At 39.7% G+C, this 23,262-nt stretch carries 19 protein-coding genes and 1 pseudogene; 19 read left to right on the top strand and 1 reads right to left on the bottom strand.

The genetic code is table 11. From position 1 onward, the window contains the following. Positions 1–13: 13 nt before the first annotated feature. On the bottom strand, positions 14–2,908 hold the full coding sequence (gene rapA, locus IT970_RS12990; RefSeq protein WP_074988942.1) for an RNA polymerase-associated protein RapA: 2,895 nt from the start codon (positions 2,906–2,908) through the stop codon (positions 14–16). A gap of 298 nt (positions 2,909–3,206) precedes the next feature. Here rapA and IT970_RS12985 point away from each other — a divergent pair. The 19 genes and pseudogenes from IT970_RS12985 to IT970_RS12895 all read left to right on the top strand — a co-directional run. Then, positions 3,207–4,070 (top strand): annotated as a pseudogene (locus tag IT970_RS12985) (PIN domain-containing protein); the annotation flags it as partial. A 219-nt stretch (positions 4,071–4,289) separates the two neighbouring features. Beyond that, complete coding sequence (locus IT970_RS12980) at positions 4,290–4,490, top strand: hypothetical protein (protein ID WP_138522003.1); 201 nt, start codon at positions 4,290–4,292, stop codon at positions 4,488–4,490. Between the two features lies 1 nt (position 4,491). Further along, on the top strand, positions 4,492–5,874 hold the full coding sequence (locus tag IT970_RS12975) for a PhoH family protein (RefSeq protein ID WP_196857400.1): 1,383 nt from the start codon (positions 4,492–4,494) through the stop codon (positions 5,872–5,874). A 194-nt stretch (positions 5,875–6,068) separates the two neighbouring features. Next, positions 6,069–6,431, top strand: coding sequence for a hypothetical protein (locus IT970_RS12970; protein ID WP_016708261.1), 363 nt, complete (start codon positions 6,069–6,071; stop codon positions 6,429–6,431). A gap of 208 nt (positions 6,432–6,639) precedes the next feature. After that, entirely contained in the window at positions 6,640–7,677 is a 1,038-nt protein-coding gene (locus IT970_RS12965; RefSeq protein ID WP_016708260.1) for a hypothetical protein, read from the top strand. Further along, complete coding sequence (locus tag IT970_RS12960; RefSeq protein ID WP_196857399.1) at positions 7,674–7,991, top strand: hypothetical protein; 318 nt, start codon at positions 7,674–7,676, stop codon at positions 7,989–7,991. Before IT970_RS12965 ends, IT970_RS12960 begins: the two co-directional genes overlap by 4 nt. Before the next feature lie 13 nt (positions 7,992–8,004). Next, the gene (locus IT970_RS12955; RefSeq protein WP_045979609.1) at positions 8,005–8,352 is read left to right on the top strand and encodes a hypothetical protein; all 348 of its coding nucleotides are present in this window, start codon (positions 8,005–8,007) and stop codon (positions 8,350–8,352) included. Positions 8,353–8,508: 156 nt separating this feature from the next. Then, a complete protein-coding gene (locus tag IT970_RS12950; RefSeq protein ID WP_196857398.1) occupies positions 8,509–8,886 on the top strand; it encodes a hypothetical protein in 378 nt (125 codons plus the stop codon). A gap of 107 nt (positions 8,887–8,993) precedes the next feature. Then, positions 8,994–9,491, top strand: coding sequence for a DUF411 domain-containing protein (locus IT970_RS12945; RefSeq protein WP_016708256.1), 498 nt, complete (start codon positions 8,994–8,996; stop codon positions 9,489–9,491). Beyond that, positions 9,491–10,918: a TolC family protein gene (locus IT970_RS12940; protein WP_016708255.1), complete on the top strand. Its 1,428-nt coding sequence runs from the start codon at positions 9,491–9,493 to the stop codon at positions 10,916–10,918. Before IT970_RS12945 ends, IT970_RS12940 begins: the two co-directional genes overlap by 1 nt. After that, positions 10,918–12,675, top strand: coding sequence for an efflux RND transporter periplasmic adaptor subunit (locus IT970_RS12935; RefSeq protein ID WP_016708254.1), 1,758 nt, complete (start codon positions 10,918–10,920; stop codon positions 12,673–12,675). Before IT970_RS12940 ends, IT970_RS12935 begins: the two co-directional genes overlap by 1 nt. 15 nt (positions 12,676–12,690) lie before the next feature. Further along, positions 12,691–15,855 (top strand): efflux RND transporter permease subunit, encoded by a 3,165-nt coding sequence (locus tag IT970_RS12930; RefSeq protein ID WP_074988939.1) that lies wholly within the window; start codon positions 12,691–12,693, stop codon positions 15,853–15,855. Next, on the top strand, positions 15,848–16,555 hold the full coding sequence (locus tag IT970_RS12925; RefSeq protein ID WP_196857397.1) for a PepSY domain-containing protein: 708 nt from the start codon (positions 15,848–15,850) through the stop codon (positions 16,553–16,555). Before IT970_RS12930 ends, IT970_RS12925 begins: the two co-directional genes overlap by 8 nt. Further along, positions 16,555–18,387, top strand: coding sequence for a 2Fe-2S iron-sulfur cluster-binding protein (locus IT970_RS12920; protein ID WP_045979604.1), 1,833 nt, complete (start codon positions 16,555–16,557; stop codon positions 18,385–18,387). Before IT970_RS12925 ends, IT970_RS12920 begins: the two co-directional genes overlap by 1 nt. Before the next feature lie 24 nt (positions 18,388–18,411). Next, positions 18,412–18,759 carry a copper resistance CopC family protein gene (locus IT970_RS12915; RefSeq protein ID WP_016708251.1) on the top strand — a complete coding sequence of 116 codons (348 nt, stop codon included), beginning with the start codon at positions 18,412–18,414 and terminating at the stop codon, positions 18,757–18,759. Between the two features lie 18 nt (positions 18,760–18,777). Further along, on the top strand, positions 18,778–19,665 hold the full coding sequence (locus IT970_RS12910) for a copper resistance D family protein (RefSeq protein WP_045979603.1): 888 nt from the start codon (positions 18,778–18,780) through the stop codon (positions 19,663–19,665). A 15-nt stretch (positions 19,666–19,680) separates the two neighbouring features. Then, positions 19,681–20,151: a YybH family protein gene (locus IT970_RS12905; RefSeq protein WP_008467847.1), complete on the top strand. Its 471-nt coding sequence runs from the start codon at positions 19,681–19,683 to the stop codon at positions 20,149–20,151. A gap of 27 nt (positions 20,152–20,178) precedes the next feature. After that, complete coding sequence (locus IT970_RS12900) at positions 20,179–22,002, top strand: copper resistance system multicopper oxidase (RefSeq protein ID WP_193522133.1); 1,824 nt, start codon at positions 20,179–20,181, stop codon at positions 22,000–22,002. Then, positions 21,999–22,859 carry a copper resistance protein B gene (locus IT970_RS12895; RefSeq protein WP_016708246.1) on the top strand — a complete coding sequence of 287 codons (861 nt, stop codon included), beginning with the start codon at positions 21,999–22,001 and terminating at the stop codon, positions 22,857–22,859. Before IT970_RS12900 ends, IT970_RS12895 begins: the two co-directional genes overlap by 4 nt. The last annotated feature ends 403 nt before the right edge of the window (positions 22,860–23,262 follow it).

Raw genomic sequence — 23,262 nt, 5'->3', positions numbered from 1 at the left:
TACGTCACTCGCTCTAGTGCGACACAACAATCAAACGAATCGCATCTAATTTAACTTGGGCTTTTTCAATATAGGTCGTCAGGTCACTGCGTTGTTTATCAAAGAAGCTAAGCTCTTCATCACGAATATTCGGATTAATTTGTTTAAGCGCGGTTAAACGGGCTTGCTCTTCACCTAATGCGGTATGCATTTTTTCTAATGACTCAACACGCAATGCGTCGAGTTTTGTTTGGGCTAACCCCTGAGCGCTGGTGATCATTGGGTGAATGGCACTTTGTAGCGCACTGGCTAACTTGCTTGCCGTTTGACGACCAACCGCAGAAAGCTGTTGGTTAAAGGCATCAAAGGCAACATTATCGGCTAAGTTATTGCTGCTTTTATCAAGTAAAACTCGAATAGGAGTCGGCGGTAAGAAACGACCTACCTGTAATGACTTCGGTGCCATGGCTTCTGCAATGAAGATAAGCTCAACAAAAAATGTACCCGCAGGGAGTTTTTTGTTTTTCAGCAGGGCAACCGATGCTGTACCAAAGTCATCATCGCAAATCATGTCTAAACTGCCTTGCACCATCGGGTGATCCCAGCTGATAAAATGCGCATCTTCTTGCGATAGTGCAGTTGCACGGTCAAAGGTCACGGTAATACCGTCATCTTTTAAGCAAGGGAAAGAGGGATTCAACATATGCTCGGTTGGTTTTAAGATAATGGTATTTTCACCTTTATCTTCTTGGCTTACACCAAAAGTGTCGAACACATTGATCATGTAACTTGGCAATGTAAACTGGTCATCTAGCTCTTCGATATCAGCGACTAAGCTTTCAGCACGGCCTTGACCACTTGAGTGCAGCTCTAATAAACGGTCACGACCACTTTCCATTTGTTTGCGCAGTTTTGCATTTTGGCTAGCAACTTGTTCGAGTAGTGGGTCTAGCTCTTCTTCATCACAATTATGTGTACCAATGAATTCAAGCAGCTCTTCACCGAATTCTTTATACAACATTTGCCCTGTGGTTGATGTTGTTTCAAACGCATCTAGGCCTTCGTTATACCAGCGTAGCAAGACTTCTTGTGCTGTATTTTCAAAGTAAGGCACATGAATGTTTACATCTTGCGTTTGACCAATACGGTCAAGGCGACCAATACGTTGCTCTAACAAATCAGGGTTCAAAGGTAAATCAAAGAGCACTAAATGATGTGAGAACTGGAAGTTACGGCCTTCTGAACCAATCTCTGAACACAGAAGGATTTGTGCGCTGTCGTATTCATCAGCAAAAAATGCCGCAGCACGGTCACGCTCAACAATCGACATACCTTCATGGAACACAGATGCTTTAATGGCTTCGCGCTCTCGTAAAATTTGTTCAAGGCTAATCGCTGTTTCAGCTTTAGCACAAATTAGCAGGACTTTTTCGTGTTTTAGTGTTTTTAATGTTTCAATTAACCAGTCAACACGTGGGTCGAAGGCGCCCCAACTGGCGTTTTCACCTTCAAATTCTTGAAATATTTTTTCTGGGAATAACGCGCGCAGGGCGCTTAGTTCAGCACTTTGAATGCCGCCTATATTCCCTAAGACCGACATTGCGGTTTTATATTGCTTTGGCATCGCCATTGGGTAAGCGTGGAGTTTACGGCTTGGGTAACCATCAATACCGCTGCGGCTATTTCTGAACAAAATACGGCCGGTACCATGGCGGTCCAGTAGCATTGATAAAATTTCGTTGCGCGCGGTTTCATCACCTTGCTCAGCTTTAGCAAGCACCTCAGTGATATCGGTTTCTTTTAATAAGGCTTTTAATGTCTCGCGAGCCGTGTCATCTAAGCGTTGCTCACTGAGTAGTTGATTAGCAGCTTCTGCGACATCTTTGTAGTTACTTTCTTCTTCAACAAAAGCATCGTAATCATAAAAACGATCAGGGTCGAGTAATTGCAAACGCGCAAAGTGGCTGCGGTGGCCTAATTGATCGGGTGTTGCTGTCAGTAAAATAAGGCCTGGAATATCTTGGCTAAGTTCAGCCATGCGTTGATATTCTGTGCTTGGTTTACCATTTGTAATACTCAAATGGTGCGCTTCATCAACCACGAGTAAATCCCAATCGGCTAATGTTGCTTGTTCAAACCAGCGTTTTTTCTTGCTTAAAAATTCAAGGCTAGTAAGTACTAACTGTTCTGTTTCGAATACATTCGGTGAGTCTGCGAATGCTTCATCACAACGTTCCTCATCAAAAATAGAGAAACGTAAATTAAAGCGACGAAGCATCTCAACGAGCCATTGGTGTTGCAGGTTTTCAGGCACCACAATTAATACGCGGCTAGCTCGGCCACTAATGATTTGTTGATGTAAAATCATCCCCGCTTCAATGGTTTTACCAAGGCCCACTTCATCTGACAATAAAACACGCGGCGCGAAACGTTTACCCACTTCTTGTGCAATATAAAGCTGGTGAGGTATTAGGTTGGCACGTTGACCAATTAAGCCTTTTAAAGGTGATTGCTGACGCTCGAACTGGTGCTGCCAAGTTTGATAGCGAAGGGTGTAACGATCAAAACGGTCTACTTGGCCTGCAAATAAGCGGTCTTGCGGTTTATTAAATTTAATAAAGTGATCTAAAAAGGTCTCTTTTAACTGAACTTTTTCACCGTTATCAACGCGTGTACCGTGGTAGCATAAAAGCTCACCTTGTTCTTCAACTGACTCTACTTCAAGTTCCCACTCTTCAACGCTGCGAATAACATCGCCTGGATTAAATGCGACACGAGTAACAGGTGCTTCTGTTAAAGAATAAACTCTGTTTTCACCACTGGCTGGAAATAAAATGCTGACCTGACGGCCTTCAAGGGCAACTACGGTGCCTAATCCTAAATCTGACTCAGTATCACTGATCCAACGCTGACCTAAGGAAAAATTCATGTATGTCTCGTCTATGAAGAAAAAGGCGGCTATGTTACCTGTAACATCAGGCTACTTCAAGGCAGTAAACTCGCCGCACACAATTAAATTTAGTCAACCTTTTTAAGTCAATATTACAGGTAAATTTTGTATGTATTTTAACCACTTAAATAATTGTAATTTTGGCTGTCATAAAAAGGACTTTTGCTGCAAATAGACTAAACTGAGTATATACCTAACAAATAAATAACCGCTTTAATCGCTGCTTGTTTAGTTAATTGGGTATAGCATAAAAATCATAAAACGTAAGGAAAGTGCTATGGAAAAAGCTTCGAACCTTGATAGTAAAATGTATGTGCTCGATACCAATGTCTTACTCCACGAACCCCTCGCTTATTTATCTTTTCAAGAACACGATGTTGTTGTCCCGATGACCGTATTAGAAGAGCTCGATCATATAAAGGATAGAAAACATGATGTTAGCCGTGATGCCCGTGTTGCAATTCGTGGTTTGGATGAAATACTCAAAGACGCCTCACCAGAGCAAATGTTGCAAGGTGTCGCGTTGCCAAGTAATAAAAAGGCGAAAACAGAGTCTCGCGGTCGTTTAATTATTGTCAATGACCATTTATTTGCCGATAGCATTTCAGGGTTACCAGGCAACGAAAATGATCACCGCATAATTAACTGCGCGGTACATTTACAAAAACAGCACAGTGATAGCAAAGTTGTGTTAGTTACCAAAGACATCAACATGCGCCTTAAAGCGAAAGGAGCAGGGCTGAAGTTTGTTGAAGACTATCGCACAGACCAATTAATTGATGATATTGCGCTATTAACCAGCGGCTACAAAAAAATAGAAGGTGATTTTTGGCAACATGTCGGTGAGTGTGAAACTGAGCAACAAGGACGCGACACTTACCATCATATAGCAAAGAGTACCATAAGTGATGTGTTTTATAACGAGTATATACTTGATAGCAGCGACCATTTTGCGGCACGAGTAAAAAGCTACGACGATAAAACCATTACTTTAAAAGACATTAGTGTCGAACGTCTAATGAACCAAACTGCGTGGGGCGTTAAGCCAAAAAATGTGTACCAAGGCATGGCGCTTGATGCTTTACTAGACCCAACTATTGAACTGGTTATTTTAACCGGCCCTGCAGGCTGTGGTAAAACAGGTATTACTGCAAGCTTTTTTTCAATATTTGTGCAGACCTATCTACAAACCTTATTTTTACTGAAGAAATTGAGTATTTATAACAGGCTCAGATCTAATCTCTCTAACATGTCATTAAGTGTGACTTAAAGGGGAGAACCATTAATCAATAAATATAAATAACGGATTTAACCTGCAAGAAGGCACAAACAAAAATAATAAAGCTAAGGTAAATCTAAAATGACAATAAATAGAAATCAACTCGATACCTTTTCAGTTAACTGGTATTTGAACGAAGAAAGAAAAAGAAAAGAAAGAATCGCAAGATTCAGGAAAGCAACAGACAAAAGCTCATGTGAAGATGGGTTTGATGAATATTGTGATGACGAATGTTTAAGTGAACAGAATCATCAAGAAAAAGAATTAAATGAGGGAATCTAGTATGAAGAACCCAAATGAAAACAGAAGTCCCCGAGTATTAGATACATCGGCATTAGTTCATGATCCAAAGTCATTGCTCGCTTACAGTGAAGATGTATACATTTGTCTAACAGTCCTAGAAGAATTAGATAATTTAAAAGAAAGAACTAATAAATCGGTAAGTGCTGATGCTCGTGTATGTATTCGTATGCTTGAAGACATTATTAATGGACATAGCGCCGAAGAAATGGAAGCGGGAATTCCTCTGCCTTCTACTGAAACAGCTAAAAGAGGCAAGTTGTTCATTGGCATTGATACTCAATTGGACATGGCAAAAGAGTTAAAGCACACGATTGGTAGCGATGCTGACAACAGAATAATTAACTATGCACTACATCTTCAGAAAGAGTTAGATAAAGACGTTACCATCGTTAGCCGCGACATTAATATGCGACTAAAAGCTCGAACTGTTGGTGTTATGGCCGAAGATGTATCCGTTGATAATCAAATCGCAGATATAGATTTGTTATATACAGGAGTACAGGCTTTTGAAGGTGATCTTTTTGATCGAATTGAATCAGATAAAGATTTCAAAGTCTCAGGAGAGGTTTATACATTCCCAATAAGCTTGTTCAACGATGAAGTTCAGCCAAACATGTATTGGTACGATGAAGCCGGACACATTGGCCGGATTTCAGAGGTAACAGACACTGAAATTTTCACGAAGTTATTGCCGCGTAAGCAAGAAAAGGTATGGGGCATATTGCCAAAAAATCAGCGTCAGTCGGTAGCTTTAAGCCAATTAACAGACCCTTACTATGATTTAAATATCATCCTTGGTCCTGCTGGCTCCGGAAAAACTTTTTTGGCAGTTGCTTCGGCGCTGCATCAAGTATTGGAGTTGAAAAAGTACAAAAAAATCGTTGTGGTGCGCTCCAGAGACTTTATGGACGACGATCCGGGATTCTTACCGGGGGATTTAACTGAAAAATCAATGCCTCTTCTGGCAGGTATTACTGACGCATTAATTTCGATGCACTCGGATGATAATCATGAAGGAAATGTCTACGCTACAGTCGAGCATGTGATTGAAAAAGCCAATATAGAATTTACTAGCATGGCTTATTTTCGTGGCCGTTCAATAGACGATGCTGTTTTAATCATTGATGAAGCTCAAAACATGACTAGAGCGCAAATCAAGGGCATGTTAAGCCGTGGTGGGAAAAATTGTCGGACAATCGTATTGGGCAACCTAGCCCAGATTGACGATAAGTTTGTAACACCTGCTTCTTCTGGTGCAAGTGCGGCTGTTAATGTGTTTCGTCATTATGAAAAAGGATCAGTGCTGATTTTTGATGAAGTAGAGCGTAGTAGCTTGGCTGAATTCACTGAAAAGAATATGTAGGCATCAAACTACCATTCACATTTCCTTATAATATTGCGACAATGGCCACTGCTTTTTGCAGTGGCTTTTCAGAGAAGCCCGTTCCCACGAAAACAGGACGAAATGGATTTACTCTGAACTAAAAGATTAAATATTCACATAAAAACTGAGTGACATAGGTGCGTGGCCTAGCGTTGCCGTTTTTTGGTGTATTGATGTCTTTTAAAAAAGAAGACCTGCTAGTAAATATAAAAAGGCAGGCAAAACGATTATCTAAATTATTAACTATTCCCCTTGGACAAGCCCAAGAAGGGGCAGCTATTTGTCTATATGGCTGTGACAGTTACAGCGATTTACTAGTAAAAATAAAAGCTGAATCCTTTGACAACCCATTGATAGCACTGTCTGCACTCTCACCAAACTCGGAAATATTTTTAGTAAAAATATTAGCTAGCCACCTAGATAGCATTATTGGAAATTTTGAAAAAAAATTTCCCGGCTCCAATATAAATGAAGAGATGGTCGTATCCTTGTTTGGGCTTAGCTTTTCAGAGTTCAAACTCAAAATATCTACCTAAAGTTGTACAAATACGTAAGTTGTCATTTTGTTTTTTGGCGATATTATAATAAGAAGGCTGAACGGACAGCCTACGCCTACACATGTTTTTCGCCTTGAAAAACGTGAACAGTGAAGCGGAGCATCCGTAAAAATTTGGTTATTTGAACAATAAATAAAGCAATGTGTTGGTAGGCCATTGTTTATTAGAAAGTTGTTTGGAGAACTAAATGATCTCACTTTATCAATTAAAGAATAAACTCAATAAACAAGCAAAAGAGTTTGCTGAGTTATTAGAGTTTCCTGATCTTTACGCCCAAGGCCTGTGGGCTAGAGGTGTTTATAACTGCCCTCATTTTTCTGATACCCATAATAGCCTCACTGAAGCATTTGAACAGAAAAAACTGGATTCAATTCTAAAGCACGATTCCCTGAAATACTTAATGATCAATGAATACGATGATCAAGAAATTATTGAATCGCTTCATAAAGAAATTGAGTCAATGGCAAACCGTATTGAAAGCCTGATGCTGGTAGATATCGAAACATTAGAGTTAGTTTCAGTGATATACCAAGTATTAGGGTTGCCAGAAGATGCCAAGTTTATTGTAAACACTGGTGCTGACTTTAGGCTGGAGTGGCGACCATATTTCGATGCTTTTGATGATCCGTTGATAGTTCAATATGCAGATTTAAAAGTTCATGGTTGTTATTTCAGGCTCATAGCTTCAAAGTTTCCGGTTGAAAAGCTTTCCTTGAATGACATTAAAAAATACATGTACATCAATCATGTAAACCATGATAGTGAGTTCGAAGGCTGTATTTCTGAAGGAAATACATTTTCTAAGCATGAGCACTGGCTGGTGTTGACACTTGAATTATTCCGTAGCGGCAAAGTAAATAAGGCTCAGTTCAATCCAACAACCTTCAAAATCGAAGGTATGCGCTATTTGGTATATGGCTTCCCACTGATTCCTTCCTTTGTATCTGATTGGCACAAACCTGATTTATGTCTACAGGTTAAAAATCTAGATGGTGATCAAAAGTTCATTGTTCGTATCGATCAGCAAGCTCTTGTTTTCCATGCACGACGTGTCGATACCAATTTTTTTAACACCATCGATTATGAAAAATATATTTCGTTGTATCAGTCTAGCGTTCTGTCACATTTTGATGCTGACAACAATTTACTAAAAGTTAATGGAGTTAAGTACCTTAGTTTTTTCCGCCCGTTTTGCCTAGAAGATAAGAAGGAAGCAAAAGCATGAGACCAAGAGTAAAACTAACTAACGCAACACTTATCTCAATTAAATCTGACTTAGAAGATAAGGTTGAACAGGTGCTTTACGCTACTTTTGCTGAGGATAGTAAGAACGGTAAAAAAGGTGAGGCTTTGTTTTCCACGAAAGTCATGGAAGTAAACGGTCTTGAATATAGAACTTTTGATGCTGACTTTTATATCTTAGATGCAGAACCCCAAAAGTTTGATGTAGATGTATTTGAGTTCAATTTAATGCATGAGTGTATGTACTCTCCAAATGAGCTATTAGAGTTGCGAGAAATGCTCCCTGCTGGCTATTAGTAGGGAGTAACAAATGGACAAAACATATTTAAAGGATGCTTACATACTCTCGGTCTATGACTATAAAGACTTTGAAAAATCATTTCTTGGGGAGTTTTTGTCAGGGGTTGTTATTGACGATGAAACATTCAGATTTCGGCCATTTGAGCAAATGGTAACTTCAAAGATTGTTAGCAAATCTGCTGATGAGGATAAGTTAGAAATATACACACATAGTGAGAGTTGTTATGTGATTGATGCTGACCATAAGTTAATTGATATTTCGTTTGTTGAACTGGTTGTTATGAGGGCGGGAGCTTATTCGGTAGATCGAGTTTTAGAAATGAGAGAGCAACTTAAGTCTCAAAATAAAAGCCATTGAATAACGAAGATAAGAAGTCTGATGAGATTATTATTTGTCACTTACCTCTTTGAAAAAGTTGACGTTAGTCAAATATTCATAAATGTTTACATGACATCAATTTACTTATTCGAAAATTTGTATTAGCATAGACATGTATATTTTTATGAGAATTTTATGTCTAAAGCATTTTCAAAAGTCTTAGTGATAACGCTTATGCTGTTTGCCTTTGTAGGGCAAGCATTTGCGTATTCTGCTATGCCTTGCGAAATGTCATCAGGTTCTCATGAATCACACATGAACATGAACATGAACATGAACATGAACATGAACATGGATCATGGTGATATGAATAAAAGCAGTAATGGTCAATCAGAAGATTGTTGTGACGTTGAATGTATTTGTCCTGCAAATGCTTGCTCATCTACGACAGTCCTAAATTCCAGTGTTGACTCGACAGATATTCAAATATTGAGTGAATCTGTAGCTGCTATGCAATCTAAACAACCTCATTCAATTTCCACTTCCCTTTATCGTCCACCAATTTTTGCCTAATACAGGATTAGTGCGTCCAAATTTCGCACACATGTAATTAATTTTTCTGTTAGTCAATATAGCGTCGTAGCGCTATAGCTATTTTCCAGCGACGTCTGGGGGCAAAAATGATCAATAAGTATTTAAAAATAGCAGTTGTAATGCTGCTTTCACCTGCGTTTGCAAACGCTAATGAACATAAGCATGCACACAATAACGACGTAACACCTTTGGAGTTAATCGTTTATAAAACCCCAACTTGTGGGTGTTGTAAAAAATGGATAACTCATATTGAAGACAAAGGGATCGTTGCGCATTCCAAAGATTTCCGAAACATCGGCAACATCAAAACTAAGTATGGTATCAAACCTAATTACCGTTCATGCCACACGGCAGTGAGTAGAAATGGGTTTGCCTTTGAAGGTCATGTACCGGCTAAGTTTATTCAGCAGTTCTTGTCAGAAGAGCACCCCAATGCGATTGGATTATCTGTCCCAGCAATGCCTGTTGGCTCTCCGGGTATGGAAGTCGGCGACCGCTTTATGTCATATAACGTATTAATTTTATTTAAAGATGGAACGAGTAAAGTATATGCAGAAGTTAAGGCTTATGAGGAGCAATTCTAATGAGATTAAATGTTTCAAGCCTTACTCTACTTTCAACTTCGCTAATGCTCGGCTTGTCTGTATTCTCAGCTCAAGCTGAGAAAGTAGTGTCACTTGAACAAGCTATCACCTTGGCTCAGCAAAATGATCCTTGGCTTCATGGGAGTCGGTTAAAACAAAGCGCGGTTGAAAATAGAAGTATCGCTTCAGGTACTTTGCCTGACCCCAAAGTATCACTAGGGATAATGAATTTACCAACAGATACTTGGGACTTAGATCAGGAAGGAATGACTCAACTAAAGGTTGGTGTTTCTCAAATGTTTCCTAGAGGTGATAGTTTAAAGATTAAACAAGAGCAATTAAAAATTGAGTCAACGAAATTTCCACTGCTACGAGAGGATCGTAAGGCTAAACTGATAAGCCAAGTATCACAGTTATGGTTAGATGCTTACTTAGCCCAACAAACCATTAAATTGATTGAAGCGGATTGGGCGCTCTTTGAGCAGATGGCGGAAGTTACTAAAGCTAGCTACTCAAATGTTGTTGGTAAAACCAGACAACAAGATGTTATTCGTGCTCAATTGGAAATCGTGCAGTTAGATGACCGATTAACTTCGCAAAAGCAGAAACTAGAAACAACAATCGCTCGCCTTAATGAGTGGCTTCATATCTACGATGCTGCTGGCTTGAATGAATCATTCAACTTTGATACGCAACCATTAGAGTTTAGGGTTTCTAAAAAGTTGCCTACAATTCATTTGAACAATTCAACAGTCCTAAAAGCATCTAATTACTCAAGAAATCTATTGGCTCAGGAGCTTTCGAATCACCCAGCCATACTTGCAATTGATATAAAACGCAAAGCTTCAGAAAAAGCAGTTGAGTTAGCTAAACAGCAATATGAGCCGCAATGGGGTGTTAATGCTAGTTATGCCTATCGTGACAATATGCCCTCTGGTGATAGCCGAGCTGATTTATTTTCTGTTGGAGTAACGTTTGATTTACCCTTGTTCACCGAGAACAGACAAGATAAGCAAGTTGCAGCTTCTATTGCAGATTCAGAGACTATTAAAACCGAGAAACTATTACTGACAAAGCAAATGATCAGTATGGTGGAAAAGGAGCTTAGACAGCTTAAGCGTTTATCTGATAGGCAATCTATCTATCAAGAACAACTCCTTAAACAAACTCATGACCAAGCAGAAGCGTCATTGACAGCTTACACAAATGATGATGGCGATTTTGCCGAAGTTGTTCGAGCAAGAATCGCAGAATTAAATGCCAGAATATCAGCCTTAAGAATTGATGTTGACGCACTTAAAACAGTTGCTCGTATCAACTATTTCTTTGCGCATTCTCAATCTAATTCAAATGCTGAACATAAGTCGATGCAAACTTCACACAAAACTAATCAGCACTTATCCAATCAGCAATTTGGAGAAAAATAATGTCAACGAATACTAAAACAATTATTGCCATCATCATTGGTGCTGCACTAGGTGCTGGAGCATTAAGTTTATATCAAGGTACAGGTTCAAGCGGTAATGGCAATGAAGCTACATCAGGAGAGAAAAAACCGCTGTATTGGGTTGCACCGATGGATTCTAATTACCGTCGTGACAAGCCCGGTAAGTCGCCTATGGGTATGGATTTAATTCCTGTGTATGAAGAAGGATCATCTGGTGATGACTTTGGCCCCGGAGCCGTAAAAATCGCGCCTCATGTAGTGAATAATCTTGGGGTTCGCACTGCTCCTGTTGAGCTTAAAAATATGCATACTGAAATATCAACCGTAGGTTACGTTCAATATGATGAAGATAAGCTAATTCACATCCATCCACGTGTAGATGGTTGGATAGAAAAGCTCTACGTCAAAGCCGCAGGTAATCCTGTTGAGAAAGGGCAGCCTCTATATACACTATATTCTCCTCAGCTAGTTAACGCGCAAGAAGAACTATTAATAGCTATAAAGCGCAATAATAGTTCCTTAATTGCGGCGGCCAAAGATCGGCTTAAAGCGTTACAGCTTTCAGCAGACTTTATTCAAAAGCTAGAAAAGACACGAAAGGTTCAGCAAAACATCACCTTTTACTCCCCTCAGGCAGGTGTTGTTGATGGTTTGAAGATTAGAGAGGGTTTTTATGTAAAGCCGGGAAACACCATATTAAGCATTGGTCAGCTAGATCAAGTTTGGGTTGAAGCAGAAGTGTTTGAACGTGACGCAGCCTTAATTAAAGAGGGACTTCCTGTATCAATGACACTTGACTATTTACCCGGTGAGGACTGGGCTGGTGTCGTTGATTATGTCTATCCAACCTTGAACAGTAAAACACGCACACTCAGAGTGAGGTTGAAGTTTGACAACCCTGACTATCAATTAAAACCAAACATGTTCGCACAAGTCTCTATTCACGCTAATCAAGCTGATAGCACCATACTTGTGCCTAAAGAAGCTGTTATTCGAACAGGTAAACAAGACAGAGTTGTACTTGCGTTAGGGGATGGCCAGTTTAAATCTATTGAAGTGACTATTGGCCGTGTTGATATCGATAGTATCGAAATCTTAGAGGGCCTTAATGAAGATGATGTTGTGGTGACATCAGCTCAATTCTTGATTGATTCTGAATCAAGTAAAAGCTCTGACTTTAAACGAATGACTCACGATGAAGTGCCCAACTCTGTTTGGATGCAAGGAGATGTTAATAGTGTTATGACTGGGCATCGCATGGTTAATATCAGTCACGGCCCCGCTGAAGCTTGGGATTGGCCTGAGATGGTTATGGATTTTACTGTGGCTGAAAAAGTTGATATTGACTCATTAAAGTCTGGTCAATCTTTGCACTTTGAGGTGAGTAAAACCGAAGATGGTGGATATGAAATTACTGGAATTCATATCATGAGTGAGTCTGCTGATATGAGTGAAGAAGTATCTTTTGCAACAGTATCAGGTCTAATCAATGCGATTAATGTTGATACGCGTATTCTAAATATTAGCCGAGGCCCAATAGAGAAATGGGATAGACCTGCTGCGACGATGGATTTTATAGTCGCGGACAATATAGAAATAGTTGATTTCAATGTTGGTGATAACGTCACTTTCACTTTTGAGGTGAGAAATAATTTGGTTATCACTGAAATCTATCTTGAATCAAATGAGCAACTAAAGCATGAACCTAAAAGTGCTGTTGACCATTCAAATCATTAAGTTAGGAGATAAATAATGATTGAATCAATTATTAGGTGGTCGATAGGTAATCGCTTTTTTGTCATCTTAGCTACCTTAATTTTGATTGGTGGTGGGTTATTCTCAATTAAAAATACACCAGTTGATGCATTACCAGATCTTTCTGATGTTCAAGTGATAATTAAAACGAATTATCCCGGTCAGGCACCACAAGTAGTGCAAGATCAAGTTACTTACCCTTTAACAACAGCAATGCTGTCAGTTCCGGGGGCTATTACAGTTCGGGGGTATTCATTTTTTGGAGACTCCTTTGTTTATGTCATCTTTGATGAAGACACCGATTTATATTGGGCAAGGAGCAGAGTACTTGAATATTTAAGTCAAGTAGCCCCTTCGCTACCTGCTACCGCACGCCCACAACTAGGACCTGACGCCACAGGCGTTGGCTGGGTTTATTTATATTCCCTTGTAGACAAAACGGGCAGCTTAGATATTAGCCAATTGCGTAGTATTCAAGATTGGTTCTTAAAATATGAATTGCAAACTGTACCGGGAGTTTCTGAGGTTGCTGCTGTTGGTGGCATGGTTAAACAATATCAAATACAAGTCGATCCCGATAAATTAAGAGCCTACGGTATACCACTTAGTCACATTCAAATGGCACTTAAACGTGGTAACCAAGAAACAGGTGCCTCAGTTGTTGAAATGGCGGAAGCAGAGTACATGGTTACCGCAACTGGCTATATCAAAAGTATTTCCGACATAGAGTTGATCCCTCTTGGTGTTAACGCACAAGGAACCCCGCTTACCATTGGCGATGTGGCGGAAGTCAACCTAGGTCCACAAATGAGACGAGGCATTGCTGAACTAAATGGTGAAGGAGAAGTCGTTGGTGGTGTTGTTGTTATGCGCTTTGGTGAAAACGCACAAAAAACTATTGATGGAGTAAAAGCCAAATTAGAAGAGTTAAAAAAAGGTTTACCCGAAGGAGTTGAAATAGTTACGGTTTATGATCGCTCTGGCTTAATAGGAGAGGCGGTAGAAAACCTATGGAGTAAATTGCTCGAAGAGCTTGCTGTCGTCGCGATTGTATGTGTTGCATTTCTGTTTCATTTGCGATCTTCGATTGTTGCAGTTGTCACTCTACCTATTGGCATCTTAGCTTCATTTATCATCATGCATATGCAAGGTATCAATGCGAATATTATGTCATTAGGTGGTATCGCTATTGCAATTGGTGCGATGACAGATGGCGCAATAGTGATGATTGAAAATATGCATAAGCATATGGAAAAGACACCGCTAACGGATGAAAATCGTTGGCAAATAGTCTCGAAAGCTGCAAGTGAAGTCGGTCCAGCACTATTTTTTAGTTTGCTCATCATTACAGTCTCATTCTTGCCAGTATTTATTTTGGAAGCGCAAGAAGGAAGAATGTTTTCTCCACTTGCTTACACAAAAACATATGCAATGGCCGCATCAGCAGGCTTAGCGATAACATTAGTTCCTGTTTTAATGGGGTATTTTATTCGAGGAAAAATTGTTTCAGAAAAGAAAAACCCTTTAAACAGACTGCTTATTGCTATCTACATGCCTGTTTTAAAGCAAGTTATGAAGTTTCCTAAATCGACAATAGTAGCAGCAATATTAGTGACGATTGTTGGTTTTTGGCCTGTCGATAAAATTGGTAGTGAATTTATTCCTCCTTTAGACGAAGGCGATCTTATGTATATGCCGACTACCTATCCGGGAATTTCCATTGGTAAGGCAAGAGAAATTCTACAGCAGACAGACAAGCTAATTAAAACAGTGCCAGAAGTTGAAACAGTATTTGGTAAAGTAGGAAGAGCTGAAACTGCAACTGATCCCGCGCCTCTAACTATGATTGAGACCTTCATTCAGTTGAAGCCTCAAGAAGAGTGGCGTGAGGGAGTTACAACAGAATCTCTAAAAGCTGAGTTTGATAAGTTGGTTAAGTTTCCGGGCTTGACGAATGCTTGGGTTATGCCAATCAAAACTCGTATTGATATGTTGGCAACAGGTATTAAAACGCCAGTAGGTATTAAAGTAGCAGGAGCTGATTTAAATACGATTCAAGAGATAGGGCAACAAATAGAGCAATTGTTACCAGAGGTGACAGGAACCGCTTCAGTTTATTCTGAACGAGTTGCAGGTGGACGATATATCAAAGTTGATATTTCTCGTGAGAAAGCAAGTCGTTTTGGATTAAACATCGATGACGTACAACAAGTAGTTTCAACTGCTATTGGTGGGATGAATGTCACTCAAACAGTAGAAGGTCAAGAGCGTTATCCTGTCAACTTGCGATACCCACAAGATTATCGTGACTCTCCAGAGCAGTTGTCGCGCTTGCCTGTTGTCACTCCAAATGGACAACGCATCGCACTAGGTGACGTAGCTGAAATAAAAGTAGAAGTAGGCCCTCCGGGGATCAAGAGTGAAAATGCACGTATTAATGGTTGGACGTTCATTGATATAGAGGGCGTTGACGTAGGTACTTATGTTGAAAGTGCAAAAGAGCATTTAGCTAAAAATCTTATATTACCAGCAGGTTATTCGATTACTTGGGCTGGTCAATACGAATATATGGAAAGAGCCAAAGCCAAGCTTACTTACGTTGTTCCATTGACGCTCGCCATTATTGTTATTTTGCTTTATTTGAACTTCAGAGCGTTTAGCGAAGTTGCGATCATCATTGTGACTTTACCGATGGCAATGATCGGTGGGTTATGGTTGATGTATTTAGAAGGGTTCAACTTCTCTGTAGCAGTTGGTGTAGGCTTTATTGCTCTGGCTGGAGTAGCTGTTGAGATTGGCGTAATAATGTTGGTATATCTCAATCAGGCGCTCGCTGAACTTAAGGAAAAAGCGAAAGAGCGAGCAGAACTCATCTCAGAAGATGAATATCAAGATGCCTTATTGCACGGTGCTGGATTACGTGTTCGTCCTGTAATGATGACAGTAGCGACAATCATTATCGGCCTAATGCCTATTTTATATGGTACAGGAACAGGCTCTGAGGTAATGAGTCGTATTGCTGCACCAATGGTAGGTGGGATGACAAGTGCAGTCCTGCTAACTCTAATTGTTTTACCCGCGATTTATTCAATCGTTAAAAAGCCCGAAGTAAACGCCTTTAACAAGGAACTTTCTAACTCGGAGCTAAAAAACAATGCTTAGAAAAGCTAGGAAGTACCATAAATGGCTAATGGCATTTGTAGGGATACAATTCCTTTTCTGGTCGATTACTGGTGTGTATATGGTGACTATGGATATTCACTATATACACGGCGAAACCTTGGCTAAGAGTGAGGAAGCCAAAATAGATTTAGCAAGTATGGATTACTCCATTGTAAAGCTAGCTGCGGATTATCCTAAAGCTAGCCAAGTTACACTTACTCAAAGTATGGGCCGTCCTTTGTATTCTTTTATTAATGGAGAAAATGGAAAAGTAGCAATAGATGCTAAAACTGGAGCTGTTCAGGCCCTTGTAGATGAAACCAAGGCTAAAGAAATCGCACAATACCATTATGCGCTGAATCATCAAATCGACAGCATAAGGTTGATTAAGTCAGCGACAAACTTGCCTGCTGAGTTGTCCCCAAGGCATTTACCTGTTTGGAGAGTGACGTTTGAGCAATTCTCCACACCGACATTTTATATAAGTCAACAAACAGGATCACTTGTTGCCAAGCGTCATGATTACTGGCGATTGTTTGATTGGATGTGGCGGTTCCACATTATGGATTACTATGATGGAGAAAACGTATCAAACTGGTTTTTGTTCTTGGTCGCAACTCTAGGTCTAATGGGAGCAATTACTGGCGCAGTATTGACTTATTACCGAGTGCTTTCCCCAAATAAAAAGAGAGTCATTTGATGCGACTATTTAAGTTAAATACAACGATACACAAGTGGCTTTCTTTATTTGTTGGTTTACAACTGCTTATTTGGTTGGGAACGGGCCTTTACTTCAATTTGATGGATCACAGTAAAGCCAGTGGTAATGAACTTAGAGTTCATTCTCATCATGAAGGTAGCATTACAGGCTTTGACCTATTCCCTATTAAAGACATTACTAGTAATGCTCCGCAGGAAGTAAACCTTATATGGGTTTTACATCAGCCTTACTATCATTTTGTGTTCGATAAGGGGCAGCATAGCTATCAAGAGCGCCACTCAAAGCTATTTGATGCTGTAACAGGAAAGCCATTTAATTTGTCTGAAGAACAAGTACTAACTTTGGCAAAAAACTCCTACTCAGGACAGGGTAAGTTAACTACTCCAGTGTTATCTCAACCTCCGTTTTCTGATCACGTAAGGCAGCAAAATCCTATGTGGCAAGTTGCCGTTGAGGATGAGAACAATACAACTATTTATTTAGATAGTATTACAGGTCAAGTACTTCGCCATGCCAATGATGATTTCAGATTGAAAGATCTGATGATGAAGCTTCACTTTATGGACTATGGCAATTCTGGAGGATTTAACCATTGGTTGATCATTGCATTTGCTTTTGCAACGCTATTCCTTTCAATTACTGGTGTTACTTGGCTGATACAACAGTATAGAAGTGGTTTACTGAAGCTAGGTTGGGGCACTAACAGGCAAAAAGTGGCAGTGACGTTTTCCAATGAAAATACTATTACTGACATCTCAGCAGTTGGTCGCTCAACTGTATTAGAAGGGCTAGCTAGTTCACATGTATACCTTCCTTCAGGTTGCGGTGGTGGCGGTACTTGTGGCAAATGCGTGTTCTTAAGTTCAACTAAATTACCTATCACACTATCTGAACAGGAACATTTATCTCAGGAGCAACTTAAGGAAGGTTATCGGCTTGGATGTCAGCATAGGTTCTCTGAAATTAGTTCGATTGAAGTTAATACTGATCGCAATATTGAAAATCATGAGCTAGTTGTGGTTGCGACTAATTTCATTACTCCTTTTATCAAGGAAGTGAAATTTAAGCTGAAATCAGGCAAACAGTTGGCATTTAAAGCTGGTGCATATATGCAATTTGATGTGCCAGCAGGGATGAATAGCTTACGTCCAGATGATATGCCAGAGTGCTATGAAAAATACTGGGATAGCTACTATCATGGAAAATTTTCTCATAACGGTGTAACTCGCCACTACTCATTAGTTAACTTTGACGAGGAGTCTGATGAGTTAATGTTTAATATCCGTTGGCAGACCGCAAAGAATGGTTTTAAAGCAGGAATAGGTTCAAGTTATTTAGGTTCACTCCAAGTAGGTGAAACGATAACTGCAAGAGGCCCTTTTTCTGATTTTTATGCCACTTCAAATAAAAAAGTTAGTCGCGTGTTTATAGGTGCGGGTTCAGGACTTGCACCACTGAGGTCTATTATTTTTGAACAGTTGAAAAAGCATAAAGATAAAAGTGGTTTGACTCTTATCTATGGTGCGCGAACTGAAGATGACTTGCTATACCATAATGAATTGAAGTCACTGAGTGAGAAGCATAAAAACTTCTCTTATATTCCTACTCTTTCTAATCCTTCAGAAGAATGGCAAGGGCACTCAGGCTATGTTCAAAAAGTACTTCTGCCGTATATGAACCAAAAAGCAGAACTGCATTTGGCTGAGTTTTACTTGTGCGGTCCAGAAGCAATGATGAGTGAAGTGGAAAAAATAATTACAGATGCTGGGATTCCAAGTAATCAAATTTTCAAAGATAAATTTAGTCGTTAATCCATTAAATAAATAGAGGTATATATGAAAACATTAATTAAACTTTTAACCATAATCAGTGTTGTTTTTAGTAGTGCAGTATTTGCACATGTGCATCTTGAAAAAAGCGTGCCTGCTGATAATGCAATGCTAATGAATACTCCAGAAAAATTGACATTGGGATTTAGCAAAGAGGTACGTGTAGTTAAAGTTACGTTGAAAAATAAAAAAGGTGAAAATATTAAATTTGACTTTAAACCATCAAAAGAAGCTTCCAGAGAGTTTTCATGGGAACTACCTAAATTAGCTCCAACAAACTATATCGTTGATGTGACCTATTTAGGTAAAGATGGACATAAAATGAAAGATAGCTTCGGCTTTATGGTTCATTAGTAAGGCTGTGTGATTGATATGGAAATGTATATCTGGAATACAGTCATTGTACTGTCAAAAATTGTATTTTACGTCGGCTTTGCCTGTATTGCCGGCTATACATTTTTCAGACAAATTTTTGAGCATAATGAATCTCATAGTAATGCTGTAATAGCGAATTTAACGTGGACAAGAACTTATATAGTTATGGCTTTGATCGCTAATATTACTTGGTTCTTTGCCAGTACTGGTGCAATGGCAGAAGAGGGAATTCAGGGGGCGATAGACGCTGATATATTGGCTATTATGTGGGACTCCTCTGTCGGCACTGGAGCTTTGCTTCGAGCGCTTGGGCTAGTTACCGCAATAATCGCTTTAGCTTTAAGGTTCAAACTCGCTGTGAACTCGTACTTAAAACAAAGCGCTTTAATGTTGAGTTTATTAATCCTTGCATACTCATTCACGTTACTGGGTCATATTTCTGAGTTAGGCACAATTGAAAAAGGCTTGCTTATTTTGCATGTGCTCGTTATGGCATGGTGGTTTGGGGCGTTATTGCCACTAAAACAGGCTTGCCATCAGCTAAGTTATGCAGAACTTCATTTGCTGATGGAAAGCTTTGGCAAACAAGCAAGTTTTACATTGAGCCTATTGTTGGTAGCAGGCCTCTGGCTCGTGATTCAATTGGTCGGAAGTCTTGATGCACTAATAAGCTCAAGTTACGGACAAACACTGTTGTTTAAATTGGCCCTTGTAGTGTCTATTTTGGCACTTGCTGCTAAACATAAACTAATACTCGTTCCACAACTTAAAAATAGTCAAGGCAGAGAGGCTTTATCTAAATCTATCTCGATAGAAATGGTAGTAGCTTTTGCCATTTTATCTGTAACGGCTGGGCTTACTAGTGTTGTTGGCCCTGCAAATTAAAACCTAAAAGAGAGAATGAAAATGAAAACAATAAATATATTACTCGTTTTATTAATGACGTTTAGTTTCGCAGCAAACGCTCATGGTGATAAGAACAAAGACAAAGGTTTGTTTAAAGGTATAGATACCCCAGCCGCAAAAGTTGTTTTGGCATTTCATCAAGCACTTGAAACTGGCAATCAAAAACAGGCTAGAGCGCAGTTAGCGGATGATGTCACCATTTTCGAGGGAGGCCGCGTTGAAAGGAGCGCTGATGAATATGCTCATCATCATATGTTGTCGGATATGAAGTATTTAGCAGCGATGAAGAGCGACACACTTGAACATCAAGTGACGATACTTGGAAATACCGCTATCTCTGCGTCGCGCAGTCAAACTACAGGTACTCATAAAGGTGTTGAACGCGATTATCAAGGCATGGAAACGATGGTGCTGGAAAAACAAAATGGTGAATGGAAGATTAAGCACATTCATTGGTCACATTAATTTATTGTTCAAACAACGGAGAGTAAAATGAGAAATAACAATCCATTACATCAAGTTTCTACGCCACGTAGACGCTTTGTACAAGGATTAGCTGCTGGCGGTGTATTAGCTGCTTTTCCAAGTGTTCTTCATGCAGCTTCATCTTTGCTTGCTGGAACTTCAACAGGTACTGCGCCCGAACTAAGTGGGGAAGTCATAGATCTGGTGATAGATGAGTCACCAGTAAACTTCACAGGTGTTGTAAGAATGGCTACAACAATCAATGGCTCAATACCAGCTCCTACCTTGCGCCTCAGAGAAGGTGATGACGTTACTATCAGGGTAACGAATAAATTATCAGTGCCGAGTTCAATTCATTGGCATGGGATCATTCTTCCGTATCAAATGGATGGCGTACCGGGTATTAGCTTTAAAGGTATAATGCCGGGTGAAACCTTTGTTTATAAATTTAAGCTGCAACAAAGCGGCACATATTGGTATCACTCACACAGTGGTTTTCAAGAAATGACAGGTATGTACGGCGCATTAATTATTGAGCCAAGAGAAAAGGATATTATTAGTGCTGACAATGAGCATGTCATCCAATTGTCTGATTGGACTGATGATGACCCAATGGATTTGTTTCGCAAGTTAAAAGTACAGAGCGATGTATTTAACTTTAATCAACCTACTGTTCCAGAGTTTTTTGATGACATTTCAAATAGCAGCGTTTCAAATGCGCTACAACGCCGGGAAATGTGGAATAAAATGAGAATGAACCCTACAGATCTTGCAGACTTATCAGCATCTGCAATGACTTTTTTAATGAATGGTTGTGCGCCTTTGACAAATTGGCGTGGAATGTTTAAAGCTGGCGAAAAGGTTAGGCTTAGATTTATTAACGGTTCTAGCAATACGTTTTTTGATGTAAGAATACCTGAGCTGAAGTTAACAGTTGTACAAGCTGATGGACAAAATGTTGAACCTGTGACAGTAGATGAATTTAGATTTGGTCCCGGTGAAACTTATGATGTACTTGTCGAGCCAAAAAATGACGCATATACGATTTTTGCACAAAGCATGGATCGCTCAGGTTATGCTAAAGGTACTTTATCAATGGCACCTAACGTTGATGCACCAGTACCTTCTTTAGACCCCGTTGAGTGGTTAACGATGACAGATATGATGGGCAATATGACCCATGATAGTGTGCATTCTACAATGGCTGATACGGCAGGTATGTGGGGCATGAATTCTAATAAAATGGATCATAGTGCAATGGGTCATGGAGCGATGGCAATGGATCATAGTAAACATGGAATGACTAAAAACCCATTAGCTGTTGCTAGCACTAAAGTGCGTCATGCAAAAACAGAGTATGGAGCTTCTGTTGATATGCGTGTTGATATGCCTAGAACAAACCTTGATGATCCCGGTATAGGTTTACGTAAAAATGGACGCCGTGTTTTAACACTTGCAGATTTACATTCTCTTGAGGGAATTACAAGCCAGCAAGAGCCTGAGGCTGAAATTGAATTACATTTAACTGGAAACATGGAGCGTTATAGCTGGTCATTTGATGGCTTGGAATTTGGAAAAAGCACGCCAGTTCACATGAAGCATAATCAACGTTTAAGAGTTATTTTACAAAACGATACAATGATGACACATCCAATGCACCTGCATGGTATGTGGAGCGATTTGGAGAATGAAAAAGGTGATGTACAGGTTCGTCGCCATACTATCCCTGTACAACCAGCGCAAAGAATTAGTTTTTTAACAACACCTCATGACGTAGGTCGCTGGGCATGGCATTGCCATTTATTATTCCACATGGATGCAGGTATGTTTAGAGAGGTAGTTGTATCATGAGAAAATTAATACTAACCAATACGTTAAAACTATTATTAATAGGTTTGCCCCTTATAAGTGTATCTGTATCTGCAAAAGATGAGATGACTGAGATGGGTGATTCTAAAATGCAAGCACAAGGTGGAGATGCACCTAAAGATGCTAGAGACCCTCATGCTTATGCCGCAGGTACAACATTGACTGAAGGTCCTTATGCACTCAATAGCGACAAACGACTGACTTTGGCAGATGAGCATTCATTTTACGCGCTACTAGGGGATCGTCTTGAATATAATGAGCAAACAAACGCAGGTGTTTTTGACTTTCAGGCATGGTATGGCACTACTTTTGATAGATTAGTCATCAAAACTGAAGGAGATTTTAGCGAAGGTAATTTAGAGGAGAACCAAACAGATTTTCTATGGGGCCACGCAATATCTGCTTATTGGGATACACAAGTCGGTATTCGACTTGATTACAATAACGAAGGTGAAAACCGCAAATGGCTAGCTTTTGGTTTACAAGGTCTAGCCCCCTACTGGTTTGAAATTGATATGACTGCGTATTTAGGAGAGCAAGGTAATAGTGCATTTTCGATCGAAGCTGAGTATGAGCTATTACTTACTCAAAAGTTAATTGTTCAACCACGAGCAGAGTTGACGCTTTACGGTAAGGATGACGTCCAAAATAACCTTGGTAGTGGCTTGTCTAGCAGTGCTATTGGTTTTCGGGTTCGTTATGAGTTTACCCGCCAGTTTGCTCCCTATGTTGGCGTTGAGTGGACAAATAAATTTGGTAATACAGCCGACTTTGCGAAGTTAAATGGGCAAAGTACTCGTGATACTGCTTTTGTTGCAGGTATCAAGTTCTGGCTCTGATGTGAAGAAATACTATATTGACTTGATGAGAGCTACCGCAACTATATTGATGGTAGCTTTCGTTTTTTGGGATTTAAACCATTTTAGTTATGTTAGGAAAGGCCTAGCTAATAGTTTTTTTGGAAAGAACTAAGAGCAGTAATAGTAAGCTACTTCTTGTTTTCAGTCGGTGCCAGTCTGGTGTATACCTATCAAGGTGGAATATCAGCTAAGAAGTAAAGTTGGCGAATGGTTAAGGTTAAAGAGTCAAGGCAAAAAACATCGCCATTGAAAGACCTACAATAGGCCATTTTATCACTTTTGATGAACGGGAATTGGATGTGCCCGGGATAGAACCGATTGTTGCAAAGTACAGCGCTTAAAGCTGAACAATTGGAAAAATGATCCCTTACTCAATACCTAA

Origin of the sequence: Pseudoalteromonas sp. A41-2 (assembly GCF_015767615.1) — a bacterium.
GTDB lineage: Bacteria > Pseudomonadota > Gammaproteobacteria > Enterobacterales > Alteromonadaceae > Pseudoalteromonas > Pseudoalteromonas lipolytica.
Note: the sequence above shows the minus strand (reverse complement) of the source record. Positions and strands in the feature narration are given on the sequence as shown.